Raw genomic sequence first — 21493 nt, forward strand, 5'->3', positions numbered from 1 at the left:
CTTCACGGCCCCCGCGCAAGGGGCACAAGGCGGTTTTCCCTTGATCACCTGACAACCTCTGCCCCGCTGCCCCTGTCCCGGCCCCGCTCTGACTGCGGCGCACGTTCGGAACACCGCCGAACCCGCACCTCCGTCGCCGCCGGGCCTCCCCGTCTTCCTCTCGCTCCGCTCGGGTTCGTCTGACGACTCACCGGAAGCCCCTCAGAGGTGTTCCATGACCCTGCCCCTGTCCCGTCCCCCGCTGGGCGGCCTTCCGCCCGTGCCGCCGCGTGAGACGCGCGTGACGCACGTCGTCTTTCCCGGCCTGACGAACCATCACGGCACGCTGTTCGGCGGTGAGGCGCTGTCGTTGATGGATTCGGCGGCGTTCATCGCGGCGACCCGGCACTGCCGGAAGAAGGTGGTGACGCGGCACCTGGACGCCATGGAGTTCCGGCATCCGATTCCGCAGGGGTCGCTGGTGGAACTCGTGGCGCGTGTGGTGCGGACCGGGCGGACGAGCATGACGGTGCAGGTGGACGTGTTCCGTGAGGACATGTACAGCGAGACGCGGGAACTGGCGTGCGCGGGGACGTTCGCGCTCGTGGCGCTGGGTGAGGACGGGCAACCGGCACCCGTGCCTCCACTGGCGGCAGAGGCGTGAGGCTGGTCTTCGATTCCCTGACGGGGAACGTGCGGCGGTTCGCGACGGCCCTGGCGCGCGAGGCGGGGGGCCTGCCGGTCGGGTCGGTGCGGGATGAGCCGCCCGCGCCGGGTGAGGGGTTCCTGCTGCTGACGTACACGTTCGGGTCGGGGCAGGTGCCGGACAGCACCGCCGCGTTCCTGCGCGAGCACGGGGCGGGCCTGCGGGGCGTGGTGGCGAGCGGCAGTTACCACTGGGGCGAGAACTTCGGGCGGGCGGGCGACCGGATCGCCGCGCAGTTCGGGGTGCCGCTGGTGGCGCGGCTGAACAAGGGTGGGACGGTAGCGGACCGCGCGGCGGTGCTGGCGTGGCTGGCGGAGCAGGGCAAGGAATCGAGTGCAGCGTGGGTGTCGCCCCTGGTGGCGGAAAGGACGAACGAATGGATCCCTGGATTGAACTGAACAACAAGGTGCTCGCGGGCGGCGTGGTGGACACGTCGCATGATCAGAAGGCGCTGCGGGTGTACTTCCGCGAGAAGGTCAACCCGAACACCGTGACCTTTCCCAGCCTGGAGGAGAAGATCGCCACGCTGACCGAGCGGGGCGTGTGGGACACGGCCGTGTTCGTGCGCTTTACGCCGCAGGAGGTCCGCGCGGTGTTCGAGCGGGCGTACAGCCTGAACTTCCGCTTCCGGTCGTTCATGGGAGCGTTCAAGTTCTACAGCGAGTACGCGACCATGACGCCCGACCGCAAGCAGTGGCTGGAGCGCTACGAGGACCGCCTGAGTGTCACGGCGCTGGCCCGCAGCGAGTCCCTGCCGGAAGCGCTGGAACTCGTGGAGCATCTGGTGAACCAGACGTTCACGCCCGCCACGCCCACCCTGATGAACTCCGGGAAGGCGAACACGGGGCGGCTGGTGAGCTGCTTCCTGCTCCAGGACTGCACGGACAACCTGGATTCGATCACAAAGACGCTGTCATTCGTGGCGGAACTCAGCAAGGGCGGCGGCGGGATCGGCGTGGAGGTCAGCAACCTGCGTGCGCGGGGCGAGAGTCTGCGCGGCATTCAGAACGTCACGAAGGGCGTCATGGGCGTGGCGAAGATGCTGGACAACATGCTGCGCTACGCGGATCAGGCGGGGCAGCGGCCCGGCGCGGGCGCAATCTACATGAGCGTCATGCACCCGGACTTCCTGGATACCCTGAGCGCGAAGAAGATCGCCTCAGACGAGGACGCCCGCCTGAAGACCCTCTCGATGGGCGCGACCATCCCGGACATCTTCCTGGAGAAGGCGCGCGCCGGGCAGGACATCTACCAGTTCTACCCGCACTCGCTGTTCCAGGAGACCGGGCGGGAGTTCACCAGCATCGACTGGACGCGCGAGTACGACACGCTGGCCGCCAACCCGCGCCTGCGCAAGAAACTCGTGTCACCGCGCCGCATCCTAGAGGACATCGCCGTCACGCAGGGCGAGAGCGGCTACCCGTACCTGCTGTTCGAGGGCAACGCGAACCGCGCGAACCCTATCCCGAACGTCGGGACGATCAAGATGAGCAACCTGTGCAGCGAGATCCTGCAACCCACCCTCCCCAGCACCTTCCACGCGTACGGGCAGGAGGACAAGGATCAGGTGGGCCTGGACGTCAGCTGCAACCTCGCGTCGCTGGTCATCGAGCAGAGCCTCGCCAGCGGCGACCTGGGGCGCGTGGTGCGCTCGGCGGTGAAACTGCTGGACAACGTGGCCCGCTCGACCAGCATCCACGAGGTGCCCGCCGTGAAGCGCGCCAACGAGGAGATGCGCAGCGTCGGCCTGGGCGCCATGGGCCTGCACTCATTCCTAGCGAAGAACGAACTTGTGTACGGCAGCCCCGAGGCGCTGGAGTTCGTGAACGTGTACTTCGCCGCCGTGCACTACCACGCCCGCCGCACCAGCATGCAGATCGCGCGGGACACCGGCTTCGTGTTCCAGGGCTTCCAGGGCAGCCGCTACCAGACCGGCGAGCACTTCGCGCAGTACCTGCGAGAGGACTTCCTGCCGACCACGCCCGAGGTCGCCGCGCTGTTCGAGGGTCACGACCTCCCCACCCGCGCCGACTGGCAGGCGCTCGTGCAGGACATCCAGACGCACGGACTGGCGCACTCCTTCGTCATGGCCATCGCGCCCACGGGCAGCATCAGCTACGTCAGCAACGCCTCGGCCAGCATCATGCCCATCACCGAACGCGTCGAGACCCGCACGAGCAACAAGGCCCGCACCATCTACCCCATGCCGCACTTAAGCGAGATGACCGAATGGTTCTACGAGGAAGCGTACGACATGGACCAGCAGCGCGTGATCGACACCGTCGCCGCCGCGCAGCGCCACGTGGACCAGGGCATCTCCTGCACGCTGTTCGTGCCCAGCAACGCCAGCACCCGCACCCTGCAACGCTACTACCTGTACGCCTACGCCAAGGGCCTGAAAACGCTGTACTACACGCGCCTGCGCAAGGTCAGCATCGACGAGTGCCTGAACTGCGCGATCTGACGGGGGTCCGCAGACCCCGAGCGGAGCGAGAGACCGACCCGGCAGCGGCGTGAAGTGGAATGGACGGAAGTGCCGTCCTCCCGTCCGTGGAACTGAACGCCGCGCCCCCACACCCAATCACCCCCCATCCCTTGTGAGACCTGATATGATCCGAGCCCCCTTTACCGCCACGAACTGGAGCGACCCCGAGGACAGCTTCTCGGTGACGTTCTACGAGAAGTACACGTCCCAGCTGTGGTTCCCGGATGAGATTCCGCTGACGAACGACGCGATTCACTGGAAGAGCCTGACCGAGCAGGAACGCTGGACGTACATGCACGCCTCGGCGGGCCTGAACGCGCTGGACACGCTGCAGGGCGAGGTGGGCATGCCCGCCCTGCGCGGCCTGGTGGACGGCCACATCCGCAAGGCGACCCTGCAGTTCCAGGGGATGATGGAGGACATTCACGCGCGCAGCTACAGCCTGATGAACAAGACGTTCCTGACGACCACCGAGGAACGCGCCGTGTTCGCGTGGGTGGAGGCGCAGCCGCAGCTGCAGTTCAAGATTCAGTTCATCGAGGACGTGTTCCGCGACCCGGACGTCAGCGATTTCGGCCTGTGGCGGAAGATGGTCGTGTCGTGCATGCTGGAAACGGCGCTGTTCTACAGCGGCTTCTACTACCCGCTGCTGATGGCCGGGCAGGGCCGCATGGTATCGGCCGGGGAGATCTTCAACCTGATCATCCTCGACGAGGCGGTGCACGGCGTGTACGTGGCGCTGCTGGCGCAGGAGAAGTTCGCCGCGCTGACCGATGACGAGCAGGCGCAGGCCCTCGCGTGGTACGAGACGAGTCTGGACACGCTGTACCAAAACGAACTGGCGTACACCGAGGTGCTGTACGGCGGCGTGAACCTCGTGGAGGACGTCGCCACGTTCATCCGTTTCAACTTCAACGTGCTGGCCGACAACCTCGGCCTGGAACGCCGCTTCCCGGACGAGGACGTGAATCCTGTCGTGCTGAACGGCATCCGCTCACGCGGCACCACACACGACTTCTTCAGTGCGAAGGGCAGCAGCTACGCCAAACTCCGCGTCGAGGCGCTGACGGATGAGGACTTCAGCGAACTCTGGCCCGAACAGGAACTGGCCCATGACTGACCCGAGACCCTTCGTGCTGTTCACACAGGATCAGTGCCCGCAGTGCGAGACCCTCAAGCGGATGCTGACCCTCCCCCTGCGCGGCGCGTTCGACGACCAGATCGAAATCCTGCACCGCCAGCAGAACCCCGACGCGTTCACCGCACTGGCCGACGCGCACGCCCTGGCCCGCACGCCCGCCCTGCTACACCGTCCCAGCGGGAAGCTGCTGCTCGACACCGGCAGCCTCGGCGCGGTCAAGGCGTTCCTGACGCAGTAGGGACGCCATTCCCTGTCCCTACCTCACGCCCAGCGCCGCCAGTTCCTCCCGGAGCTGCGCGGCGTTCTTGTATTGGATGGCGTGCATACCGACGCGGCGGGCGGCTTCGGTGTTCTGGGCGCGGTCGTCGATCATGACGGCCTCGTGCGGGGCGACGGCGGCCAGCGTCAGGGCGGCGCGGTAGATGGCGGGGTTGGGTTTCATGAGTTCCAGCGTGGAGGACGTGAAGAACGCCAGCAGGAAGTCGCTGAGGCCGTAGGTGCGGATGCGGTGGTCGTTCAGGTCGCGGCCCTCGTTGTTCAGGGCGTACAGGCGGTGGCGCGTGGCAAGGTCGCGGGCGAGGGCTAGGGCATCCGCATGCGGGGTGCTCTGCGCTTCCATCGCGGCGCGGAACTCTTCCCGCGTGAAGGTCTGCGGGTGGCAGAACACGGTCTGCTCCAGGTACTCGTCCAGGGTCATGCGGCCCAGTTCCAGCTCCGGCACGGCCAGCTTGTGCCGCTCGTTGAAGTCCGTGGCGTCCAGACCGAACTGCGCGGCAACGACGGCGCGCTGCTCGCGATCCCAGCCGTTGCTGAGCAGCACCCCGCCGATGTCGAAGAAGAGGGCGCGGATGGTCATGATCCTATTTGAGCAGGTTCACTCCTGGTGTGACCTCATACCAGACTTCATGGGCGTCGATGAGGAACGTTGAGAGAATGCCTTCGGGCTGAACAGGGCTGAAATCTGCTGTCCACCCACGTTCCGTCATTGTCCAGTCAATGCTGTCCAGCACAACGTTTGTCGTGAGATCTTCCAGGAGATGGAGGCGGTGGACGCCTCGAAATTCGAAGTGCGCTGTACCCCAGCCGTCCGCTGAATGACTGTCCTTCGCTTCAATCTCCACATTGACCTGTCTCCCCTGTGGGGTTGCATTGAATGTCAACGTGACTCGTCTGATGAGGGCATCCCCGAACTGAGCGTGGCGGACGTTCAGTGCCTCCAAGGCAGCTTCCGTGACCTCCCTCAACTCATCTCCCTGAACGGTCATCTGTCCGGATTATTTCGTGTCGTACCAGTTCGGTCCGACGCCGACTTCGACGGCGAGGGGCACGGTGAGGCTGGCGGCGCCTTCCATGATGCGGCGCACGGTGTCGCTGATCTCCTCGGCCTTGTCTTCGGGGGCTTCGAGGAGCAGTTCGTCGTGGACCTGGAGCAGAAGGCGGGCGCCGGTGCCCTGGAGTTCGCGTTCCAGGGTGATCATGGCGAGTTTGATGATGTCGGCGGCGGTGCCCTGGATGGGCATGTTGTACGCGAGGCGTTCCCCGGCTTCGCGTAGGGTGCGGTTGGTGGCGACGAGTTCGGGGACGTAGCGGCGGCGGCCGTAGAGGGTTTCGACGTAGCCGTGCTGGCGGCCGAATTCGAGGGTGCGGTCGATGTACGCGCGGATGCCGGGGTACGTGGCGAAGTACGTTTCGATGAATCCGGCGGCGTCGGCGTAGGGAATGCCGAGGTCGCCCGAGAGACGGTGGGCGCTCATGCCGTACAGCACGCCGAAGTTCACGGTCTTGGCGGCGCGGCGCTGATCGGGGGTGATGGTGCCCTCGTTCAGGCCGAGGACCTGCGCGGCGGTGCGGCGGTGGATGTCCGCGCCGTCCTGGAAGGCCTGCTGCATGAGGGGATCGTCGGCGATGTGCGCCAGGAGGCGCAGTTCGATCTGTGAGTAGTCGGCGCTGATCAGGCAGTGGCCGGGGTCGGCGATGAAGCCCTTGCGGATTTCGCGGCCGGTCTCGCTGCGGATGGGGATGTTCTGCAGGTTGGGGTTGAGGCTGCTGAGGCGGCCGGTGGCGACGGCGGCCTGTGCGAAGGTGGTGTGCAGGCGGCCGGTGCGGGGGTTGACGAGGTTCGGGAGGGGGTCGAGGTACGTGCCGCGTAACTTTTCCAGTTCGCGGTATTCGAGCAGGGCGGGGACGATGGGGTGCTCATCCCGGAGGGGTTCGAGGGCGGCGACGGCGGTGCTGCGTTTGCCGGTGAGTTTGGTCTTCTTGCCGCTGGCGAGGCCGAGTTCGTCGTACAGGACGGCTTCGAGCTGGTCGCGGCTGCGGATCTGGAATTCGCGTCCGGCCAGCGAGTGGATCTGGGTTTCCAGGGTGCTCAGGCGGGCGCCGGTGGCGGCGGACAGGCCGCGCAGGTACTCGCTGTCCAGGCGGACGCCGCGCACTTCCATGCGGGCCAGGACGGCGGACAGGGGTTTCTCCATGTCGTCGTACAGGGTGCGGCGGGTGTCGTCCAGCAGGGGCGGCAGCAGGTCGAGGAGTTGCGCGGTGATCGCGGCGCGTCCGGCGGCGTCGTCGGGCCAGGGGACGTTCAGGTACCGCTGGGCCACGGCGCTCATGGTGGTGTTGGCGGGGTCGAGCAGGTACGCCATCAGGAGGGGGTCGTCGCCGGGTTCGACGCTGGTGCCGCGCACGCTGAGGTGCGTGGCGAGGGCCTTGGCGGCGGCGGCGGTGACGGTGCGCTGCGCGACGAACTGCGCGTCGTCCACCGTGGCGGGGAACTGCTCGCGGAGTTTCGCGGCGGCCTTCTCCTGTTCCTTTCGGGCCTTCTCGGCGGCCTTCTGCTGGGTTTTGGTGAGGGGCGCGGCGGGTTCGTCGGGGTTGTCGAACAGGCCGCCGGGCTGGGCGTACACCTCGGCTTTGCGCCACTCGGCGGGTTCGGTGGTGGGCGCGGTGCGGACAGTGCCGGTCGTGCCGTCGAGTTCGAGGGTGGCGGCGTCGACGAGGGCGGCGGTCAGGTCGTCCTCGCGGGACAGGCGGTAGCCCCAGATGACGCCCTGCGCGGGGGTGCGCCACTCGGCGGTCTGGATGGTCAGGGCCGGAACGGCAGGTACGGCGGCGACTTCAGGGCTGTCGTGCGGCGCGTCGCGGTGGGTGCTGTCGTTCACCGCGTCGGGGACGCTCAGGACGCTCTCGATGCCGTCCAGGGCCGCCACGTCCCGCTTGATCGAGTGCAGGTCCAGCTCGGTCAGCAGTTCGTGCAGCCTCTCCGGGTTGCCCGGCAGGCGGCCTGCGCCGAGCTGCACGTCCAGCGGGAGGTCCGTGACCATGCAGGACAGCCGGTGGCTGAACTCCACGGCTTCCTCGGAATCGAGGAGTTTCTGGCGGGTCCCGTCGGGTTTCAGCGTGCCGGCCTTCGCGGCGGCGTAGATGCCTTCTAGCGTGCCGTACTCCTGCAGCAGTTTCGCGGCGGTTTTCGGGCCGATGCCTTTCGCGCCGGGAATGTTGTCGCTGGCGTCGCCGGTCAGCGCGCGGTAGTCCACCCACTGCCCCACGGTCACGCCGTACTTTTCCAGCACCTCGGCGGGGCCGATCAGGCGGAAGTCGTTCGTGATGACGCGCACGTGGTCGTCGAGCAGCTGATACGCGTCGCGGTCGCTGGTCACGATCCGGACCTGCATGCCGGTGCCCTCGGCCTTGCGGGTCAGGCTGGCGATCACGTCGTCCGCTTCGTAGCCGGGTTCTTCGAGGCGGGGGAAACCGATGGCGTCCACGATCTCGCGGATGCGGTTGATCTGGCCGGGCAGGTCGGCGGGCGTCTCGGCGCGGCCGGACTTGTACCCGTCGAACTGCTCGTGCCGGAATGTCTTCACGGGCGGGTCGAACACCACGATGACCTGGTTGCTGCGCTGCCGGGCGAGGCGCAGCGTGAGGCGCAGGAAGCCCAGGATGGCGTTGGTGGTTTCGCCCTGCCGGTTCGTGAGGGGCGGCAGGGCAAAGTACGAGCGGAACGCCAGGGCGTGGCCGTCGATCAGCACCAGAGTGTCGGGGGCGGCGGAGGTCATACCCGCCATTCTACTGGGGACGTAATGACGTCAGGCCGGGCGACCAGAAGAACGCCGCTGCGGGCGTGAGGGCACCGGCAGCGGCTCGTGAATAGGTCTGGGAGGGAGGTCAGTCTCCGGCCTGGAGGCCGCGGAAGGGGTGGTCCTCCTGCTCGCGCAGGATCGCGCGGTCCTCATGCGTCATGGCCACGAAGGACACGAGCATGACCAGAAGGGTCAGGGCAGCCATGATCAGGAGGACGCTCATGGGATCAGTGTGCGGCGTGCACCTGCGTGGGCCATGACGGGTGCCTGAAGGGCCCTGAAGTTGCCGTTGAGCGGACGTGGAGGCAGCCTTGAGCGGACGTCCATCTGTGAATTTCGCCTTTACCGTCAGCGCGCGGGCCGCATGCGCACCATGAAAAAGCCCCGCGTCTGGCGGGGCGTCCCGTCCCGACTTCACCCGGCCGGGAATTGAATTGTGGGTAATTCGAGCGTAGAAGGCGTCGGTGAGGAACACATGCGCGGCACGTGGGCTCACGTTGATCTCTGAAGAGTCGGTAGGGGCGCCGTCCACCGGACAGGTGCGGGGCACCTGCGGGGGTCGCGTGTTACCCTCGGGCGCGATGACCTTCGCGCAGGCCGTGACCGACCGCACCCGAGCCCTCCAGACCCGACTGTGCGTGGGCCTGGACCCCCGCCTGGACGCCTACCGGGACGCCGCGCACCTGCGCGAACACACCCTGGACGTGCTGGAGGCGACCGCGCCGTACGCGGCGTGCGTGAAACCGCAGCTGGCGTTCTACGAGGCGCTGGGCCTGGACGGCCTGCGCATCCTGGCGGAGGTGTGCGCGGCGGCCCGCACGCTGGGCCTCCCAGTGCTGCTGGACGCCAAACGCGGCGATATCGGCAGCACGGCTCAGGCATACGCGCAGGGCTGGCTGACCGGACGGCACGCGGGCGCGGCGCTGACCGTGAACCCCTTCCTGGGCTTCGAGACCCTCACGCCGTTCGTGGATACGGCCCGCGCGAACGGCGGGGCGGTGTTCGTCCTCGTGAAGACCAGCAACCCCGGTCAGGCGGACCTGCAGGGCGGCGGCATCAGCGAACGCGTCGCGGACGAGATCACCCGCCTGAACGCCCAGGAAGAGGCCGAGTATGCCAGTGTCGGTGCGGTCGTGGGGGCCACCCACCCCGGCGATCTGGCCGCGTTCCGCGCCCGCATGCCCCGCGCACTGCTGCTCCTGCCCGGTCTGGGCGCGCAGGGCGCGACCGCCGCGCAGCTCGCCCCGGCCTTCGATCCCGGCGGGACCGGCGCGCTCGCCAGCGCCAGCCGGGGCGTGCAGTACGCCAGCGGCCTGGACGTCCGCGCCAGCGTGGACGCCGCGCGGGACTTCCGGAACGCACTGAACAGCGTGCTGAGTTGAAAGCCGAAGGTTGATGGTTGATAGAGGGAAATCTCCATCAACCATCAACTTTCAACCATCAACCGAGCGCAGCGAGCATCCGTTCGATGTCGTCCAGCGTCGTGTAGTGCGCGATGCTGGCCCGCACGACCCCCTGCGGGTAGAGGCCCAGGTCCTTCAGGGGCTGCGCGGCGTAGAAGTGCCCGGCGGCCACGTCCACCCCGGCGGCAGTCAGGCGCAGCGTGGTCTGCTCGGGGGTCTCTCCCGCCACGCGGAACGCGACGGTGCCCACGCGGCCCCGCGTGCCCTGGGGGCCGTACACGGTCACGAGGTCATGCGCTAGCAGGCCCTCGACCAGCCGGGTCATGACCGGCGCCTCCAGCTCGTGAATGCGCCGCGAGGCGGCCTCCAGCGCCGCGCGGGTCAGCTCGGGGTGCCCGCCCAGTTCCCGCAGGTAGTCCAGGGTGCCCAGCCAGCCAGCCAGCAGCTCGAATTGCGGGGTGCCGTGCTCGATCCCCGTGATGTCGCCCTGCGGGATGAACTCCAGTTTCGGCCAGGGCAGCGTGGCGCGCAGCTCGGGTCGCAACCACATGGCACCCAGGTGCGGTGCCCAGACCTTGTAGGGGCTGAACGTAACGAAGTCCGCACCCCACGCCTGCACGTCCGGGAACGCGTGCGGGGCGGCGTGCACGGCGTCCACGATGCTCCACGCGCCCGCCGCGCGCACCTGCGCCGTGATCGCCGGGATGTCCGGCGTGACGCCCAGCGCGTTGCTGGCCGCCGTGACCGCCACCAGCCGCGTGCGGGGTGACAGCAGCGCCGCCAGATCGTCCGGGTGCAGCGTCATGTCCGGCTGCCGCGCGTGCCACACCCGCACGGTCACGCCCTGCCGCTCCAGTTCCCGCCAGGGGCTGGCGTTGCTCTCGTGCTCCAGCCCGCTCAGGATCACCTCGTCCCCCTCACCCCACAGCCGCGTGAACGCCGCCGCGAGCCGGAAGGTCAACGCCGTGGCACTCTGCGCCAGCGCCACATCCTCCGGCCGCGCGTTCATGAACAGCGCCGTCGCCTCCCGCGCCCGGTGCTTCAGGGCCAGGATCTCCGCGCCCGGACGGTGCCCCGGCATGGCATTCGTCGCCCCGTACCGCGTCAGGTGCTCCGTGACCGCCTGAATCGCGCGGAGCGGAATCAGGCCCCCGGCGGCGTTGTCGAGGTACGCGCGACCCGACTGGAGTTGCGGAAACTGGGCACGCAGGTCAGCCTGCGTCAGAGCGGCAGCAGTGGTCATGCGCCGAGTGTAGGCCCGAACGGGACGCGGGGCACGGGAAGCGGGACGCGGTTCGCTGGGGGGAGTAGGAAGTGGGCTGTGGGGAGTGGGGGCAGGTCGCCGTCTCGTCCTGCGCTGCGGGGCCGAAGTGGGCGGAGCCGGTCCACCCAACCTCTATCGACCACCACCCGTCTTCCCTTTTCACGTTCGTTTGATCGTCCTTTGGTGTGATGCGGACCTCATGGGTGTCGCCTATCCTGCTGTCATGTTGCGGTTTCCGTCTGTTCCGCCGGAGGGCGCATGAGTTTCGTGCGGAAGCCCCGGCCGTACTCGTCGGGTCTGCCGTCCGCGCCGGTGTCCGCTCCGCGTGCGCCGCGCGTGCCGAAAGAGAAGGCAAGTCGTCCACAGCGTCCGCGTGGACCGCGTTCGTCATGGGCGGGCGCGGTGACGGCCCTGGCGGGCCTGGGGGCGCTGCTGGTGCTGGTCGTGGGCCTGTCGGGTCTGTGGAACGCCGTGGCGCGGGACTGGCAGTTCCGGTCGGCCGCGGCGGGCGTGCTGGACGTGGTGCGCTGAGTGACACGGCAGTTTACAAAGTCGGTGCTGGGCTGGTGGAACCGCTGGCCGCGTTCGCCGTTCGTGCGGCGGCCTGAGCCGTGGACGTTGCGGCGGGCGCTGCGGGCGGCGGCGGCGGGCGTGGGTCTGCTGACGCTGGGCCTGCTGGGGCTGGGCGTGGCGGGCGCGCTGAGTACCGGGGCGCTGGGGCGGGTGTGGAACCTGCGCTCGGAACTGCTGCCTATCGAGGTGCAGGACCGGCGGGGTGCGCCGCTGGGCGTGATCGATCACTGCCGCGAGGGGAACGCGGTGAACGCCGTGCCGTGCCGGGAGTCGCTGAGCGTGCCACTGACGGGTGTCAGTGAGGCGTTCCTGCTGGCGTACGTGGCGAAGGAGGACGTGCGCTTCTTCTCGCATTCGGGCGTGGATCTGGGGCGGCTGCCGCGCGCGGTGCTGAGTGGCGCGGGCGGCAGCACGATCACCATGCAGCTGTTGAAGAACAGCGTCCTGGCGGGGCATTTCGATTACGACACGGATCGGCGCGGGCCGCTGCTGACGGTGGCGCGCAAGGCGACGGAGTTCGTGCTGGCGCCGCTGGTGACGTGGCGGTACGGTCGGCGCGAGGTGCTGGCGATGAGCGTGAACAGCCTCCCGTGGATCGGGATCGGGCAGCGGAAGGGCGTGTACGACGCGTCCCGGGCGGTGTTCGGGGTGGAACCGGCGGACCTGTCGCTGGCGCAGAGTGCGTTCCTGGTGGGGCTGCTGCCCGCGCCGGGGCGGTATCTGGTGCAGGAGGACACGCCGCCGGAGACGGCCACGGCGCGCTTCCGCTGGATGCGCGCGCAGCAGCTGGTGACGCTGAACATCCTGCGGTCGCACGGGCTGGTGTCGGACGGGGCGTACGCGCAGGCGGTCGCCACACCCGTGCAGCCGAGGTTGTGGCGGGTGGAGTACGCGGGGTCGGGCGCGGACCTGCGGGTGGTGTCGGCGGCCCGCAACCCGGATTACGCGAACGAACCGGAGCCGGTGTGGGCCATGCAGGAACTCGTGCGGCGCGAGCTGCGGCGGGCGGGCGTGGACCCGAAGCGGGTGGGGCGCGTGGTGCTGACCATCGACGCGCAGGCGCAGGCCGCGCTCACGCAGCGGGTGCAGGGTGAGGGCGCGACCGGCCCCCGCGCGGCGGGCGTCGCCGAGGGCGCGGCGGTCGTGGATGTGCGTGGCGGGGGGATCGTGGCGCTGGCGAGCAGCACGGGCGGCAGCCTGAGCAGTGATCCGGGGCGGCAGTGGGCTGCGTCGGCGCTGCGGCCGGTGGCGAGTACGGTCAAACCTCTGCTGTACGCGCTGGCGTTCGGGGACGGCGTGACGCAGCTGAGTGCCTTCCGGGACGAGGCGACGGGGTACGCGGGTCAGGCGATCCGGAACAACTCGGGCGGGTTCCTGAACCGCGCGGTGACGGTGCGCGAGGCGAACGCCCGCAGCCTGAACACCGTGGCGGTGCAGGTCGGCACGCCCCGCGAGAAGGCGCTGCGGCGCACGCTGGAGGCGCTGGGGTACCGCGCGGACGCGGGGAACACGTCGAGCGTGTCGCTGGGCACGTACCGCGCCGCGCCATTGGACGTGGCGGCCGCCTACGCGTCGTTCGCGAATGGTGGGACGCGCTGCGAGCCGCACCTGCTGGCCGAGGTGTACGACCGCGCCGGGCGGCCCCTGTCCCTGCCTCGCCCGGACTGCGCGCCGCTGTGGGACGAGGTGGTCGCCTACGAGACGTTCGACCTGCTGACCGGCGCGGTGTCGTCGAACGCGGGGCACGTGAAGTTCCTGCGGCCCACCGCGTGGCAGCGCCTGTCTGGCAGGGCCATGCCGCTGGGCGCGAAGTCCGGCACGACCGACGACGTGAACGACACGTGGTGCGCCGCCGTGACGCCGCAGTACGCGATGGCCGTCTGGATCGGCGACCCGGACGGGCGGCAGAGTGTGCCCGTGAATCTCTACCGCGATCAGGCGGCCTGCCGTGAGGTCGGGCTGCTGCGCGACCTAGCGCACGAACGAACAAGCGTCCCGGTGCCGCCGGGCATCACGACCGTGGGTGGGGTGGCGGTGCCGCTGCCGGGCCTGAATCCCCGCAACCCCGCGCCGCCCGCCCCCTGAGCCCCCCTCTTTCCTCCTTCCAGACTTCCGAGGTGACCATGCCCTTCCCAATGATCGTTCCCGCACTCCTGTCCACGCTGCTGCCCGCGCCGATGAGCGCCTCGACCCTGCTGGGCCTGTCCACGCCGCCGCTGCACCTGACGGTCGCAGTGGACATGACCGGCAGCAGCAAGAACCCGGCGTTCAAGTACGCGGATCAGGCGCGACTGCTCTCGCAGAGCGTCCTGCTGAACCAGTTGCGGTCTGGTGACACCTTGACGCTGCTGCGCATCTGCGACGGCGTGCAGACCGTCGCGGACTTCAAGTTCCAGTCGAAGAACGGCGCGCGCCTCCCGAAGGCGGACATCCTGCGGTACACGGCGGCCCTCACGAAGCCCTGCACCGGGCGGGGCAGCGCGATCACGGCGGGCGTGCAGCTGGCCGTGAAACGGGCCGCGCAGACGAAGAGCGTGGGGGACGTGACCGTGCTGTTCACCGACGGCGCTCTACTGGACGACCCGAAGCGCGCGTCGCTGGGCTCGGCGGTGAAGGGCTTCCTGGGCGCGAAGGACACCCGGCTGCTGTTCGTTGCGGGCCTGAGTCCCGAGGCAGGCGCGGGGGGCGTGTCCGTCCGGGATTCGTTCGTGAAGGCGCTGGGCGGCAGTTCCGCCGACAAGCGGGTGCTGCTGGCGGGTGCGTATGACCTGTCGAACGTGTACCCGACGTTCGCGGCGCAGGTGAAGGCGGCTCGCCGATGAGCGACCGCACGCCGGACCATGCTGGGGACGGAGAGGTGCGCCCGCTGTCGCGCGTGACGCTCAGCGGGCCGGACCTGAGCACCGTGAACCTCGAATTCGAGGATGGTGCACGCGAGCGGCGCGGGGACACGCAGCAGGTGATCGTGCCGCCCTTCCCCGAGGAGCTGCCCGTCGAGGCGGAGGTCGTCCCCGTCATCCCACCCGCAGACGAACCGTTCGACCCGGCGCGCTACGAGGCGGCGCTGCCCGTCCCTGATCCGCTGGCCGCCGAGGCGTTCATGCCGGTGCTGACGCCCGCGCACTTCGGCGAGCTGCTGGGCGACCTGAGCGGTGAACTGCAGCTCGTGCGGGACGAGGCGGCCCGGGCGGCGCTGACGTCGCGCTCGCGGCTGCTGCGGCTGAACGTGGAGCAGTACCGCGTGAACTTCGAACTGGCCCGCACGACCCTGAACCGCGTGCTGGCCGAGACGGGCGTGGGCGTGCGGACGTCCTGGGCGCGGCAGCAGGAGCACCTGAACTTCATGAACGCGGCGAGCAGCGGTGTGGAACGCGCGTACGAGCAGGCGACCGAGGCGATCGAGCAGGCCCGCGCGGCGCGCTTCGAGGCGCTGGCGCAGGCGGGCGTGCGGCCCGACACGGTCACGGCCGAGGATTTCTACACGCAGCAGGCGCTCTCTCAGCTGGCGGCCGAGGGGCACGCGGTGCGCCCCCCCGAGCAGAAGAGCGGCAGCAAACGGGTGTTCAACGCGTTCGCGGTGTTCAGCAAGTTCTTCGTGGGCCTGATCAGCGGCGTGAGCATCAATCTGCTGTTCAACCCGGAGTCGCGGCTGTACCTGACGCTGATCGCGCTGACGGCGGGCGTGATGTTCAGCGTGCTGCTGCTGTGGCTGGTGGACGAACTGTCGTACCGCGCGAAACTGGCGGCCAGCACGCCCGGCATGAGCCGCCCCGCGAATTACGTGTGGGGCATCGTGGCGGTGACGCTGCTGTACCTGGGGGTGGAGGGGTTCCTGAACTGGGACGGCATCCTGCGGACCACGCAGGAGATCGCCGCGAACGCCGCGCAGCAGGGCCAGCTGACGGACCTGAGCGCCGCGCCGGACGGGCCGACCACGCCGGAGCACTGGTCGCTGCTGGTGTTCACGCTGGCGCTGGTGGGCATGGCGGCGGGCGCCGCACTCATCCAGGGCCGCGAGCGGGCGCGTGGGGTGCTGGAACGCGAGCGGCTCACGGCGCGCGTCTCGGCGTTGAAGGCGGGCGGGACGTGGCACGAGGTGGCCCGCGCGACCGATCTGGTCACGTACCTGGAGGCGGCGCGGGATCGGCTGGCCCCGCCGCGTGACGTGACGAGTCCGGATCACGCCCGGTTGAACGAGCGGGTGCTGAGTCACTGGGAGTCCGAGCGGGACGGTCAGGTGCAGGCGGTGACGGGGGCGCTGGCGCGCGAGGCGCGGGCGCTGCACGAGACGCTGGAGGAGTTCGCGGCGCAGGTTCAGGCGGCACGCTTCCCGCAGCGCCGGGCCGGGTGGCGCGGTCTGCTGGGCTGAACGGCAGCGGCAGCAGGGAGAGGTTGGGGGCGACTCCCACCTCTCCTCTTTTCGTGATCAGGGTATCAATTGATAGTTCAATGTTAAGTAATATGGAGGCATGACGACCTTCACTCCCGCTCCCGGCACCAGCCCCGTCCAGGGTCTGCACCACGTCACCGTCATGGCCAGCGACCCGCAGCGCAACCTCGACTTCTATGCGCTGGTGCTGGGGCAGCGGCTGGTGAAGGTCACCGTGAACTTCGACGATCCCGGCACGTACCACTTCTACTACGGCGACCAGACCGGGCAGCCCGGCACGATCATGACCCACTTCCCCTGGCCCGGCGCGGGGCGCGGCGAGCGTGGCAACGGCGAGGTCGTCGCCACTGCGTACAGCGCCCCCGCCGACTCGCTGGACTACTGGCAGGAGCGGCTGGCCGCGCACGCCCTGACCGTCACCGGGGGCACCCGCTTCGGGCAGCCGGTCCTGACCTTCGAGGACCCGGACGGTACCTGGGTGGAACTGGTGTTCGAGGACGGACAGACCGTGCAGCCCTGGCCCGCCTCCCCGGTGGACGCCGCGCATGAACTGCGAGGGTTCCACTCGGTGACCGCCTGGGTGCGCGACACGGACGCCGTGCGGCAGCTGCTGGTGGGCCAGCTGGGCTTCACGGAGGTCGGCAGCGAACCGGACGCCGAAGGCGTGCGCACCCGCTTCCGGGGCAGTGGGGACGGCGTGGGGCTGTTCGTGGACGCCGTGGAACGCCCCGGGCAGCCGCGCGGGCACTTCGGGGCGGGCAGCATCCACCACGTGGCGCTGCGTACCCGCGACGACGCCGAGCAGGAGGCGTACATGACCAGCCTGACCGGCGCCGGGTACCGCCCCACTCCCGTGCAGGACCGGCAGTACTTCCACTCGATCTACTTCCGTGAACCGAACGGCGTGCTGTTCGAGATCGCCACCGACGCCCCCGGCTTCCCCGACGACGAACCTGTGGCGGAACTCGGGAAGCATCTGAAACTCCCCGCGTGGTTCGAACCGCAGCGCGCACAGATCGAGGCGCACGTGCCGCGCATCGTCAGCCGCGAGTACGGCGTGACCATCGGCCAGCGCGACCTCGGCACCGCACCCGACGCTACCGCCGAACCCGAGGTGACCCCCGACGACGAGGGGACGGGCGTGCAGGTCTTCACGGCGGGCCGCCCCCTGGACGACGCGCGCGTGGCGATGGTCCTGCTGCACGGACGGGGCGGCACGGCGCGCGACATCCTCTCACTGGAACAGCAGTTCAACCTGAGTGCGTTCACGTACCTCGCCCCGCAGGCCGAGGGGAACACCTGGTACCCCCTGTCGTTCCTGGCGCCGGTCGAGCAGAACCAGCCGCACCTGGACCGCGCGCTGGGCACCGTGGACGCCGTGATGGGCGAACTGGCCGCGCGCGGCATCCCCGTCGAGCGGGTCGTGCTGGGCGGCTTCAGCCAGGGCGCGTGTCTCGCGCTGGAGTACGCCAGCCGCGCGCAGCACAAGCCCGGCGCGGTGGTGGCTTTCAGCGGCGGCCTGATCACCCTGGATCAGGACAGCGCCTTCCCCGGCACGCCTGTGTTCATGGGCGTCGATCCGCGCGACGGGCACATCCCCCTGACCCGTTTCGAGGAGACGGCCGCGCAACTCCGCGCCCGGGGGGCCAGCGTGGACGCCCGCGTTATCCCCAACCTGGGCCACACCATCAACGCGGACGAACTGAACGCCGCCCGCGCCGTCATGCAGGAGATCGCTGGCGCGATGGGTTGATGGTTCAAAGGTGATAGTTGAAGATTGATGGTTGATGGAGTGGCCGTGTCCTCCATCAACCATCACCTTTCGACCTTCTCCCCGAGAACTACCTGAGGAGCGTAGCGACGAACACCGGCACGGCGTCCGGGCCCTCGAAGCCGGGGGTGAGGGCGCGCAGGGTGAGCAGGGCTCTGTTGCCCTGGATGTCCACGCGGTCGAGGCGGTAGCGGGTCGCGCAGGCGCGCTCGGCGGGGAGAGTGCGGTCACGCCAGACCTCCTGACCGTTCACGAGGAGGCGGAACCCGGCGGGGCGTTCGTCGGGCGGGAGCATCTCCGGGTATGGGCACTGGGCGGGGAGGCGCAGCACCTCCAGCCGGACGGGCACGGGGCGCGTCCAGAGCCGCACCGGGGTCACCTCGGCCTGCCCGGCGCGGATGCCGTCCGCCCAGCGGGGGTACGGCACCGGGTACGCCCGCTGGTAGCGCGGCGTCGAGAGGGGTCGGGCGGTGAACGGGGCGACGGCGGCGCGCGTGGCAGGCGTGGTCAGCAGGGCGTTCAGGACGCTGGCCGGTCCGGCGTCGGCGGTGCGGGTCGCCTGATGGACGGTGCGGCCGCTCTGGGTGTCCAGCACCGTGACCTGCGCGCTGCCGAAGCCGCTGCCGTCCCGCACCCCGTTCACGACAGCCATGGCCTGCGTACCGTCGGCGCTGAAGCGCACCTGCGTGACGGGCAGGCGTTCGTTCGCGCCCGCCAGACTGGTCAGGCCGAAGGCCACGAGAAGCGGGAGGAGTCGGCGCATACCTGCACCGTACTCCTCCCGCCTGTGGGATGTGAAGCGCGTTACTCCTTGACACCCCCGGCGACCGCGCCGCCGACGAAGAAGTTCTGGAAGCCGTAGAACAGCCCCACGATCGGCAGGGCGCCCAGCGTGGCGGCGGCGGCGAACACGCCCCACTTTGTGCTGAACTGGCCGCTGGTGAACGAGCGGAGCATCACGCCGACCGTCCAGTGCTCCACGCCGGTCATCAGGATGCTGGCCAGGATGAACTCGGCGTACGTGCCGATGAACTGGTTCAGGAAGATGAACACCAGCATCCCGCGCGACAGGGGCAGCACGACGCGCGTGAAGGTCTGCCAGCGGGTCGCGCCGTCCACCATTGCCGCTTCCTCCAGCGACTCGGGGAGGCTTTCCACGTAGCCCTTGAAGATCCAGGTGTTGAAGGCGATCGCGCCGCCGGAGTACGCCAGGATCAGCCCGGCGAAGGTGTTGCCCAGGCCCAGGTCGGTCAGGAGTTTGAACACCGCGACGAGCGCCAGAAACACCGGGAACATCTGGATGAAGATGAAGAACAGCAGCATCTGGAAGCGGCCCGGGAAGCGCAGGCGGGCCATGGCGTATCCGGCCGTCGTGGACAGCAGGATGGCCAGCACGCCGGTCAGGCCGGACACCAGCAGGGTGTTGCGCACGGAGAGCAGGAACTTGCTCTCGTTGCTGCCGCCCGTGAACTGCGCTGGGCCCATGAAGATCACGAGTACGGCCAGCGCGGCGACCAGCACGCGCAGGCCCCAGGCGCGCACATTCGCCAGGGCGTCGGTGTCGCGCCCGACCTTGCTGACGATCAGGGAGATCAGCGTGGCGGCCAGCGCGGCCCCGCCGATCACGGCGAGCAGAAGCTGCCACGCGGGGATGGTGACGCCCTCGAACAGCTTGGCGAAGTTCTCCAGGTTCAGCTGCTTCAGGTCGGGCAGCAGGCCGGTCTTGTAGAAGATGTTCGGGTTCCCGAAGTCCGGGAAGGCGAACAGGCTGTTGCGCGGGTCGAACGCGGCGATCAGCACGTAGAACAGCGGGTAGATGGCGATCAGGACGACCAGGATCAGGAACAGGTGGGTCAGCTGGTCACCCAGCACCGCCGCGTAGCTGATGCGGCGGCCCGTGCGGGCCATGCCGATCCGCTGCCCCAGCAGGCTGGTCAGGGCCAGCACGCCGCTGGCGGCCAGCAGGAACAGCAGGAAGCGCACCCAGCCGCGTTCCACGAAGAAAATCGAGAAGCTCTTCTGGTTGTCTTTCAGGTTGTCGACCAGCGCGTACCCGAGCCAGCCGAGCAGGGCCAGGATGACCACCCCGATGATCCAGGGCAGCGCCTGACGTAGGGCAGAGGGCTCGCGGTGGACGTAGCCGCCGGGTGGGAGGTTGTTGGGTGCGGTGGTCATTTGCGGGCCTCCTCGAACACGCCGGCGGCCTTGAAGTTCACGATGCTGATCGCCAGGGTCAGGAAGAAGATGATCAGCGCGATGGCGCTGGCCAGCGCGAAGTTCTGTCCGCCAGCCGACACGAACGCGGTGTTGTATCCCCACGAGAGCAGGATGTCGGTGCTCTGCGCGGTGCTCTCGCGGCCTTCCTGGGCGGGGCCGCCGGCCGTGAGCAGGTAGATGATCCCGAAGTTGTTGAAGTTGAACGCGAAGCCCGACAGCAGGATCGGCGTGAACGAGTTGCGCAGCAGCGGCAGGGTGATGCCGGTGATCTGCTGCCAGCGGCTGGCGCCGTCGATCTCGGCGGCCTCATAGAGGTCGTCGTTGATGGTGCTCAGGGCGCTGATGGTGGCGGTCATCATGTACGGGAAGCCCAGCCACAGGTTCACCACCAGGATGCTGATCTTGGCCCACAGCGGGTCGTTCAGCCAGGGAATCGCGACGATGCCCAGCAGACCCAGGCTCTTGTTCACGATGCCGAACTGCTGGTCAAACAGCGCGACCCACATCTGCACGCTGATCACGGTGGGGATCGCCCAGGGCAGGAACAGCAGCGTGCGGTACACGTTGCGGCCCTTGAGGCGCTTGTTGTACAGCAGGATGCCCAGGATCAGGCCCGCGACCGAATTCAGGATGATGGTGCTGAACGCGAAGATGACCGTCCAGAGGAACACCGGCCACAGGGCGCGGCTGGCCTTCCCGAAGATCTCCTGGAAATTGGCGAGGCCCACATAACTGATCCGGTTCACGCGGGTGACCTGCGCGACCTGTAGAGCCTCGGGAGCGGGGACGGCCAGCGTGAAGGTCTTGTCCTGCGCGGAGGTGACCTTCACGCGGTACGGGACGCTGGCGTCCTCGTCGTACAGCACCAGGGTTGCCCCGGCGCAGCTGGGGGCGGCGCAGTTCAGGTATGCCTGCGCGCTGCCCTTGAGGCCAGGCACCGTAACTGAGCGGCGGTCAGCGCTCAGGGTGGCGGCCTGACGGGCGGCGCTGTCGGGATTGCCGCTGTTCTGCCCGCTGTAGTTCGTGAAGGCGTAGTTCACGGTCAGCACGACCGGCAGTACCGTGAATGCCAGGATGAACACCAGCGCGGGCAGCAGGTAGAACCAGTTCGTGATCCACGGGAACGCGCGGTGGGTCAATGGTGCGAGCACCAGCAGCGACACCACCGTGAAGACCAGCAGCAGGTAGGCGGGGGCACCGGGCACGACCTGAGCAGCCAGGGTGGACAGCAGCCACCCGATGAGCACGGACGCGCCCATCAGGGCGGCCAGGATCAGCAGGGCCAGCAGGATGCCGCGTGAGCCCTGGGGGGGCACGGCGGTGCGGGAGCGGGGTGGGGACAGGGTGGTCATCTCGTGGGGGCCTCCAGGCGGACGTGGGGGCAGGCGCGCCGGGCACGTCCGGATTGAAATCAGATTGCAGTAAGGTAACGCCGCTGCCTCGGGGGCAGCGAGGGTGCTCATCAAGACATCTGGCGGGGCGCGG

General features: G+C 68.9%; 19 protein-coding genes. 11 read left to right on the plus strand and 8 right to left on the minus strand.

Annotation, left to right across the window (positions count from 1 at the left end; all coding sequences use genetic code 11):
• Positions 1-214 precede the first annotated feature (214 nt).
• From IEY69_RS05750 to IEY69_RS05770, 5 genes are all read left to right on the plus strand, one after another.
• The gene (locus IEY69_RS05750; RefSeq protein ID WP_046844698.1) at positions 215-643 is read left to right on the plus strand and encodes an acyl-CoA thioesterase; all 429 of its coding nucleotides are present in this window, start codon (positions 215-217) and stop codon (positions 641-643) included.
• Complete coding sequence (nrdI, locus tag IEY69_RS05755) at positions 640-1083, plus strand: class Ib ribonucleoside-diphosphate reductase assembly flavoprotein NrdI (protein ID WP_189072122.1); 444 nt, start codon at positions 640-642, stop codon at positions 1081-1083. The genes IEY69_RS05750 and nrdI overlap by 4 nt, the downstream gene beginning before the upstream one ends.
• The gene (nrdE, locus tag IEY69_RS05760; RefSeq protein WP_189072123.1) at positions 1062-3149 is read left to right on the plus strand and encodes a class 1b ribonucleoside-diphosphate reductase subunit alpha; all 2088 of its coding nucleotides are present in this window, start codon (positions 1062-1064) and stop codon (positions 3147-3149) included. Before nrdI ends, nrdE begins: the two co-directional genes overlap by 22 nt.
• 145 nt (positions 3150-3294) lie before the next feature.
• Positions 3295-4290, plus strand: coding sequence for a ribonucleotide-diphosphate reductase subunit beta (locus IEY69_RS05765; protein WP_189072124.1), 996 nt, complete (start codon positions 3295-3297; stop codon positions 4288-4290).
• Positions 4283-4549, plus strand: a complete 267-nt coding sequence (locus IEY69_RS05770) for a thioredoxin (RefSeq protein WP_189072125.1) — start codon at positions 4283-4285, stop codon at positions 4547-4549. Before IEY69_RS05765 ends, IEY69_RS05770 begins: the two co-directional genes overlap by 8 nt.
• A gap of 18 nt (positions 4550-4567) precedes the next feature.
• Here the strand turns inward: IEY69_RS05770 and IEY69_RS05775 are convergent, their stop codons facing one another.
• The 4 genes from IEY69_RS05775 to IEY69_RS05790 form a co-directional block, all read right to left on the minus strand.
• Complete coding sequence (locus tag IEY69_RS05775) at positions 4568-5167, minus strand: HAD family hydrolase (RefSeq protein ID WP_189072126.1); 600 nt, start codon at positions 5165-5167, stop codon at positions 4568-4570.
• Positions 5168-5171: 4 nt separating this feature from the next.
• Positions 5172-5576, minus strand: a complete 405-nt coding sequence (locus IEY69_RS05780) for a hypothetical protein (protein WP_189072127.1) — start codon at positions 5574-5576, stop codon at positions 5172-5174.
• Positions 5577-5585: 9 nt separating this feature from the next.
• Positions 5586-8366: a DNA polymerase I gene (gene polA, locus IEY69_RS05785; protein WP_189072128.1), complete on the minus strand. Its 2781-nt coding sequence runs from the start codon at positions 8364-8366 to the stop codon at positions 5586-5588.
• Between the two features lie 109 nt (positions 8367-8475).
• On the minus strand, positions 8476-8613 hold the full coding sequence (locus IEY69_RS05790; protein ID WP_189072129.1) for a hypothetical protein: 138 nt from the start codon (positions 8611-8613) through the stop codon (positions 8476-8478).
• Positions 8614-8971: 358 nt separating this feature from the next.
• Between IEY69_RS05790 and pyrF the strand changes: the two genes are divergently transcribed.
• Positions 8972-9772 (plus strand): orotidine-5'-phosphate decarboxylase, encoded by an 801-nt coding sequence (pyrF, locus tag IEY69_RS05795; RefSeq protein WP_189072130.1) that lies wholly within the window; start codon positions 8972-8974, stop codon positions 9770-9772.
• A 58-nt stretch (positions 9773-9830) separates the two neighbouring features.
• On the opposite strand, the gene IEY69_RS05800 is transcribed toward pyrF, so the two are convergent.
• Positions 9831-11036, minus strand: coding sequence for a cysteine desulfurase-like protein (locus IEY69_RS05800; RefSeq protein WP_189072131.1), 1206 nt, complete (start codon positions 11034-11036; stop codon positions 9831-9833).
• A gap of 279 nt (positions 11037-11315) precedes the next feature.
• Between IEY69_RS05800 and IEY69_RS05805 the strand changes: the two genes are divergently transcribed.
• From IEY69_RS05805 to IEY69_RS05825, 5 genes are all read left to right on the plus strand, one after another.
• On the plus strand, positions 11316-11588 hold the full coding sequence (locus tag IEY69_RS05805; RefSeq protein WP_189072132.1) for a hypothetical protein: 273 nt from the start codon (positions 11316-11318) through the stop codon (positions 11586-11588).
• Positions 11589-13715 (plus strand): transglycosylase domain-containing protein, encoded by a 2127-nt coding sequence (locus IEY69_RS05810; RefSeq protein WP_229783658.1) that lies wholly within the window; start codon positions 11589-11591, stop codon positions 13713-13715.
• 38 nt (positions 13716-13753) lie between these two features.
• Positions 13754-14452 carry a VWA domain-containing protein gene (locus IEY69_RS05815; protein ID WP_229783698.1) on the plus strand — a complete coding sequence of 233 codons (699 nt, stop codon included), beginning with the start codon at positions 13754-13756 and terminating at the stop codon, positions 14450-14452.
• Positions 14449-15999, plus strand: coding sequence for a hypothetical protein (locus IEY69_RS05820; protein ID WP_229783660.1), 1551 nt, complete (start codon positions 14449-14451; stop codon positions 15997-15999). The genes IEY69_RS05815 and IEY69_RS05820 overlap by 4 nt, the downstream gene beginning before the upstream one ends.
• Before the next feature lie 100 nt (positions 16000-16099).
• Positions 16100-17773 (plus strand): VOC family protein, encoded by a 1674-nt coding sequence (locus tag IEY69_RS05825; RefSeq protein WP_189072133.1) that lies wholly within the window; start codon positions 16100-16102, stop codon positions 17771-17773.
• An 88-nt stretch (positions 17774-17861) separates the two neighbouring features.
• Here the strand turns inward: IEY69_RS05825 and IEY69_RS05830 are convergent, their stop codons facing one another.
• The 3 genes from IEY69_RS05830 to IEY69_RS05840 are packed head-to-tail and all read right to left on the minus strand — an operon-like array spanning position 17862 to position 21360.
• A complete protein-coding gene (locus IEY69_RS05830) occupies positions 17862-18554 on the minus strand; it encodes a DUF2259 domain-containing protein (RefSeq protein ID WP_189072134.1) in 693 nt (230 codons plus the stop codon).
• A 41-nt stretch (positions 18555-18595) separates the two neighbouring features.
• Positions 18596-19966 (minus strand): sugar ABC transporter permease, encoded by a 1371-nt coding sequence (locus IEY69_RS05835; protein WP_189072135.1) that lies wholly within the window; start codon positions 19964-19966, stop codon positions 18596-18598.
• Positions 19963-21360 (minus strand): ABC transporter permease subunit, encoded by a 1398-nt coding sequence (locus IEY69_RS05840; protein ID WP_189072136.1) that lies wholly within the window; start codon positions 21358-21360, stop codon positions 19963-19965. Before IEY69_RS05840 ends, IEY69_RS05835 begins: the two co-directional genes overlap by 4 nt.
• Positions 21361-21493 lie beyond the last annotated feature (133 nt).

This window comes from Deinococcus sedimenti (assembly GCF_014648135.1).
Classification (GTDB): domain Bacteria; phylum Deinococcota; class Deinococci; order Deinococcales; family Deinococcaceae; genus Deinococcus; species Deinococcus sedimenti.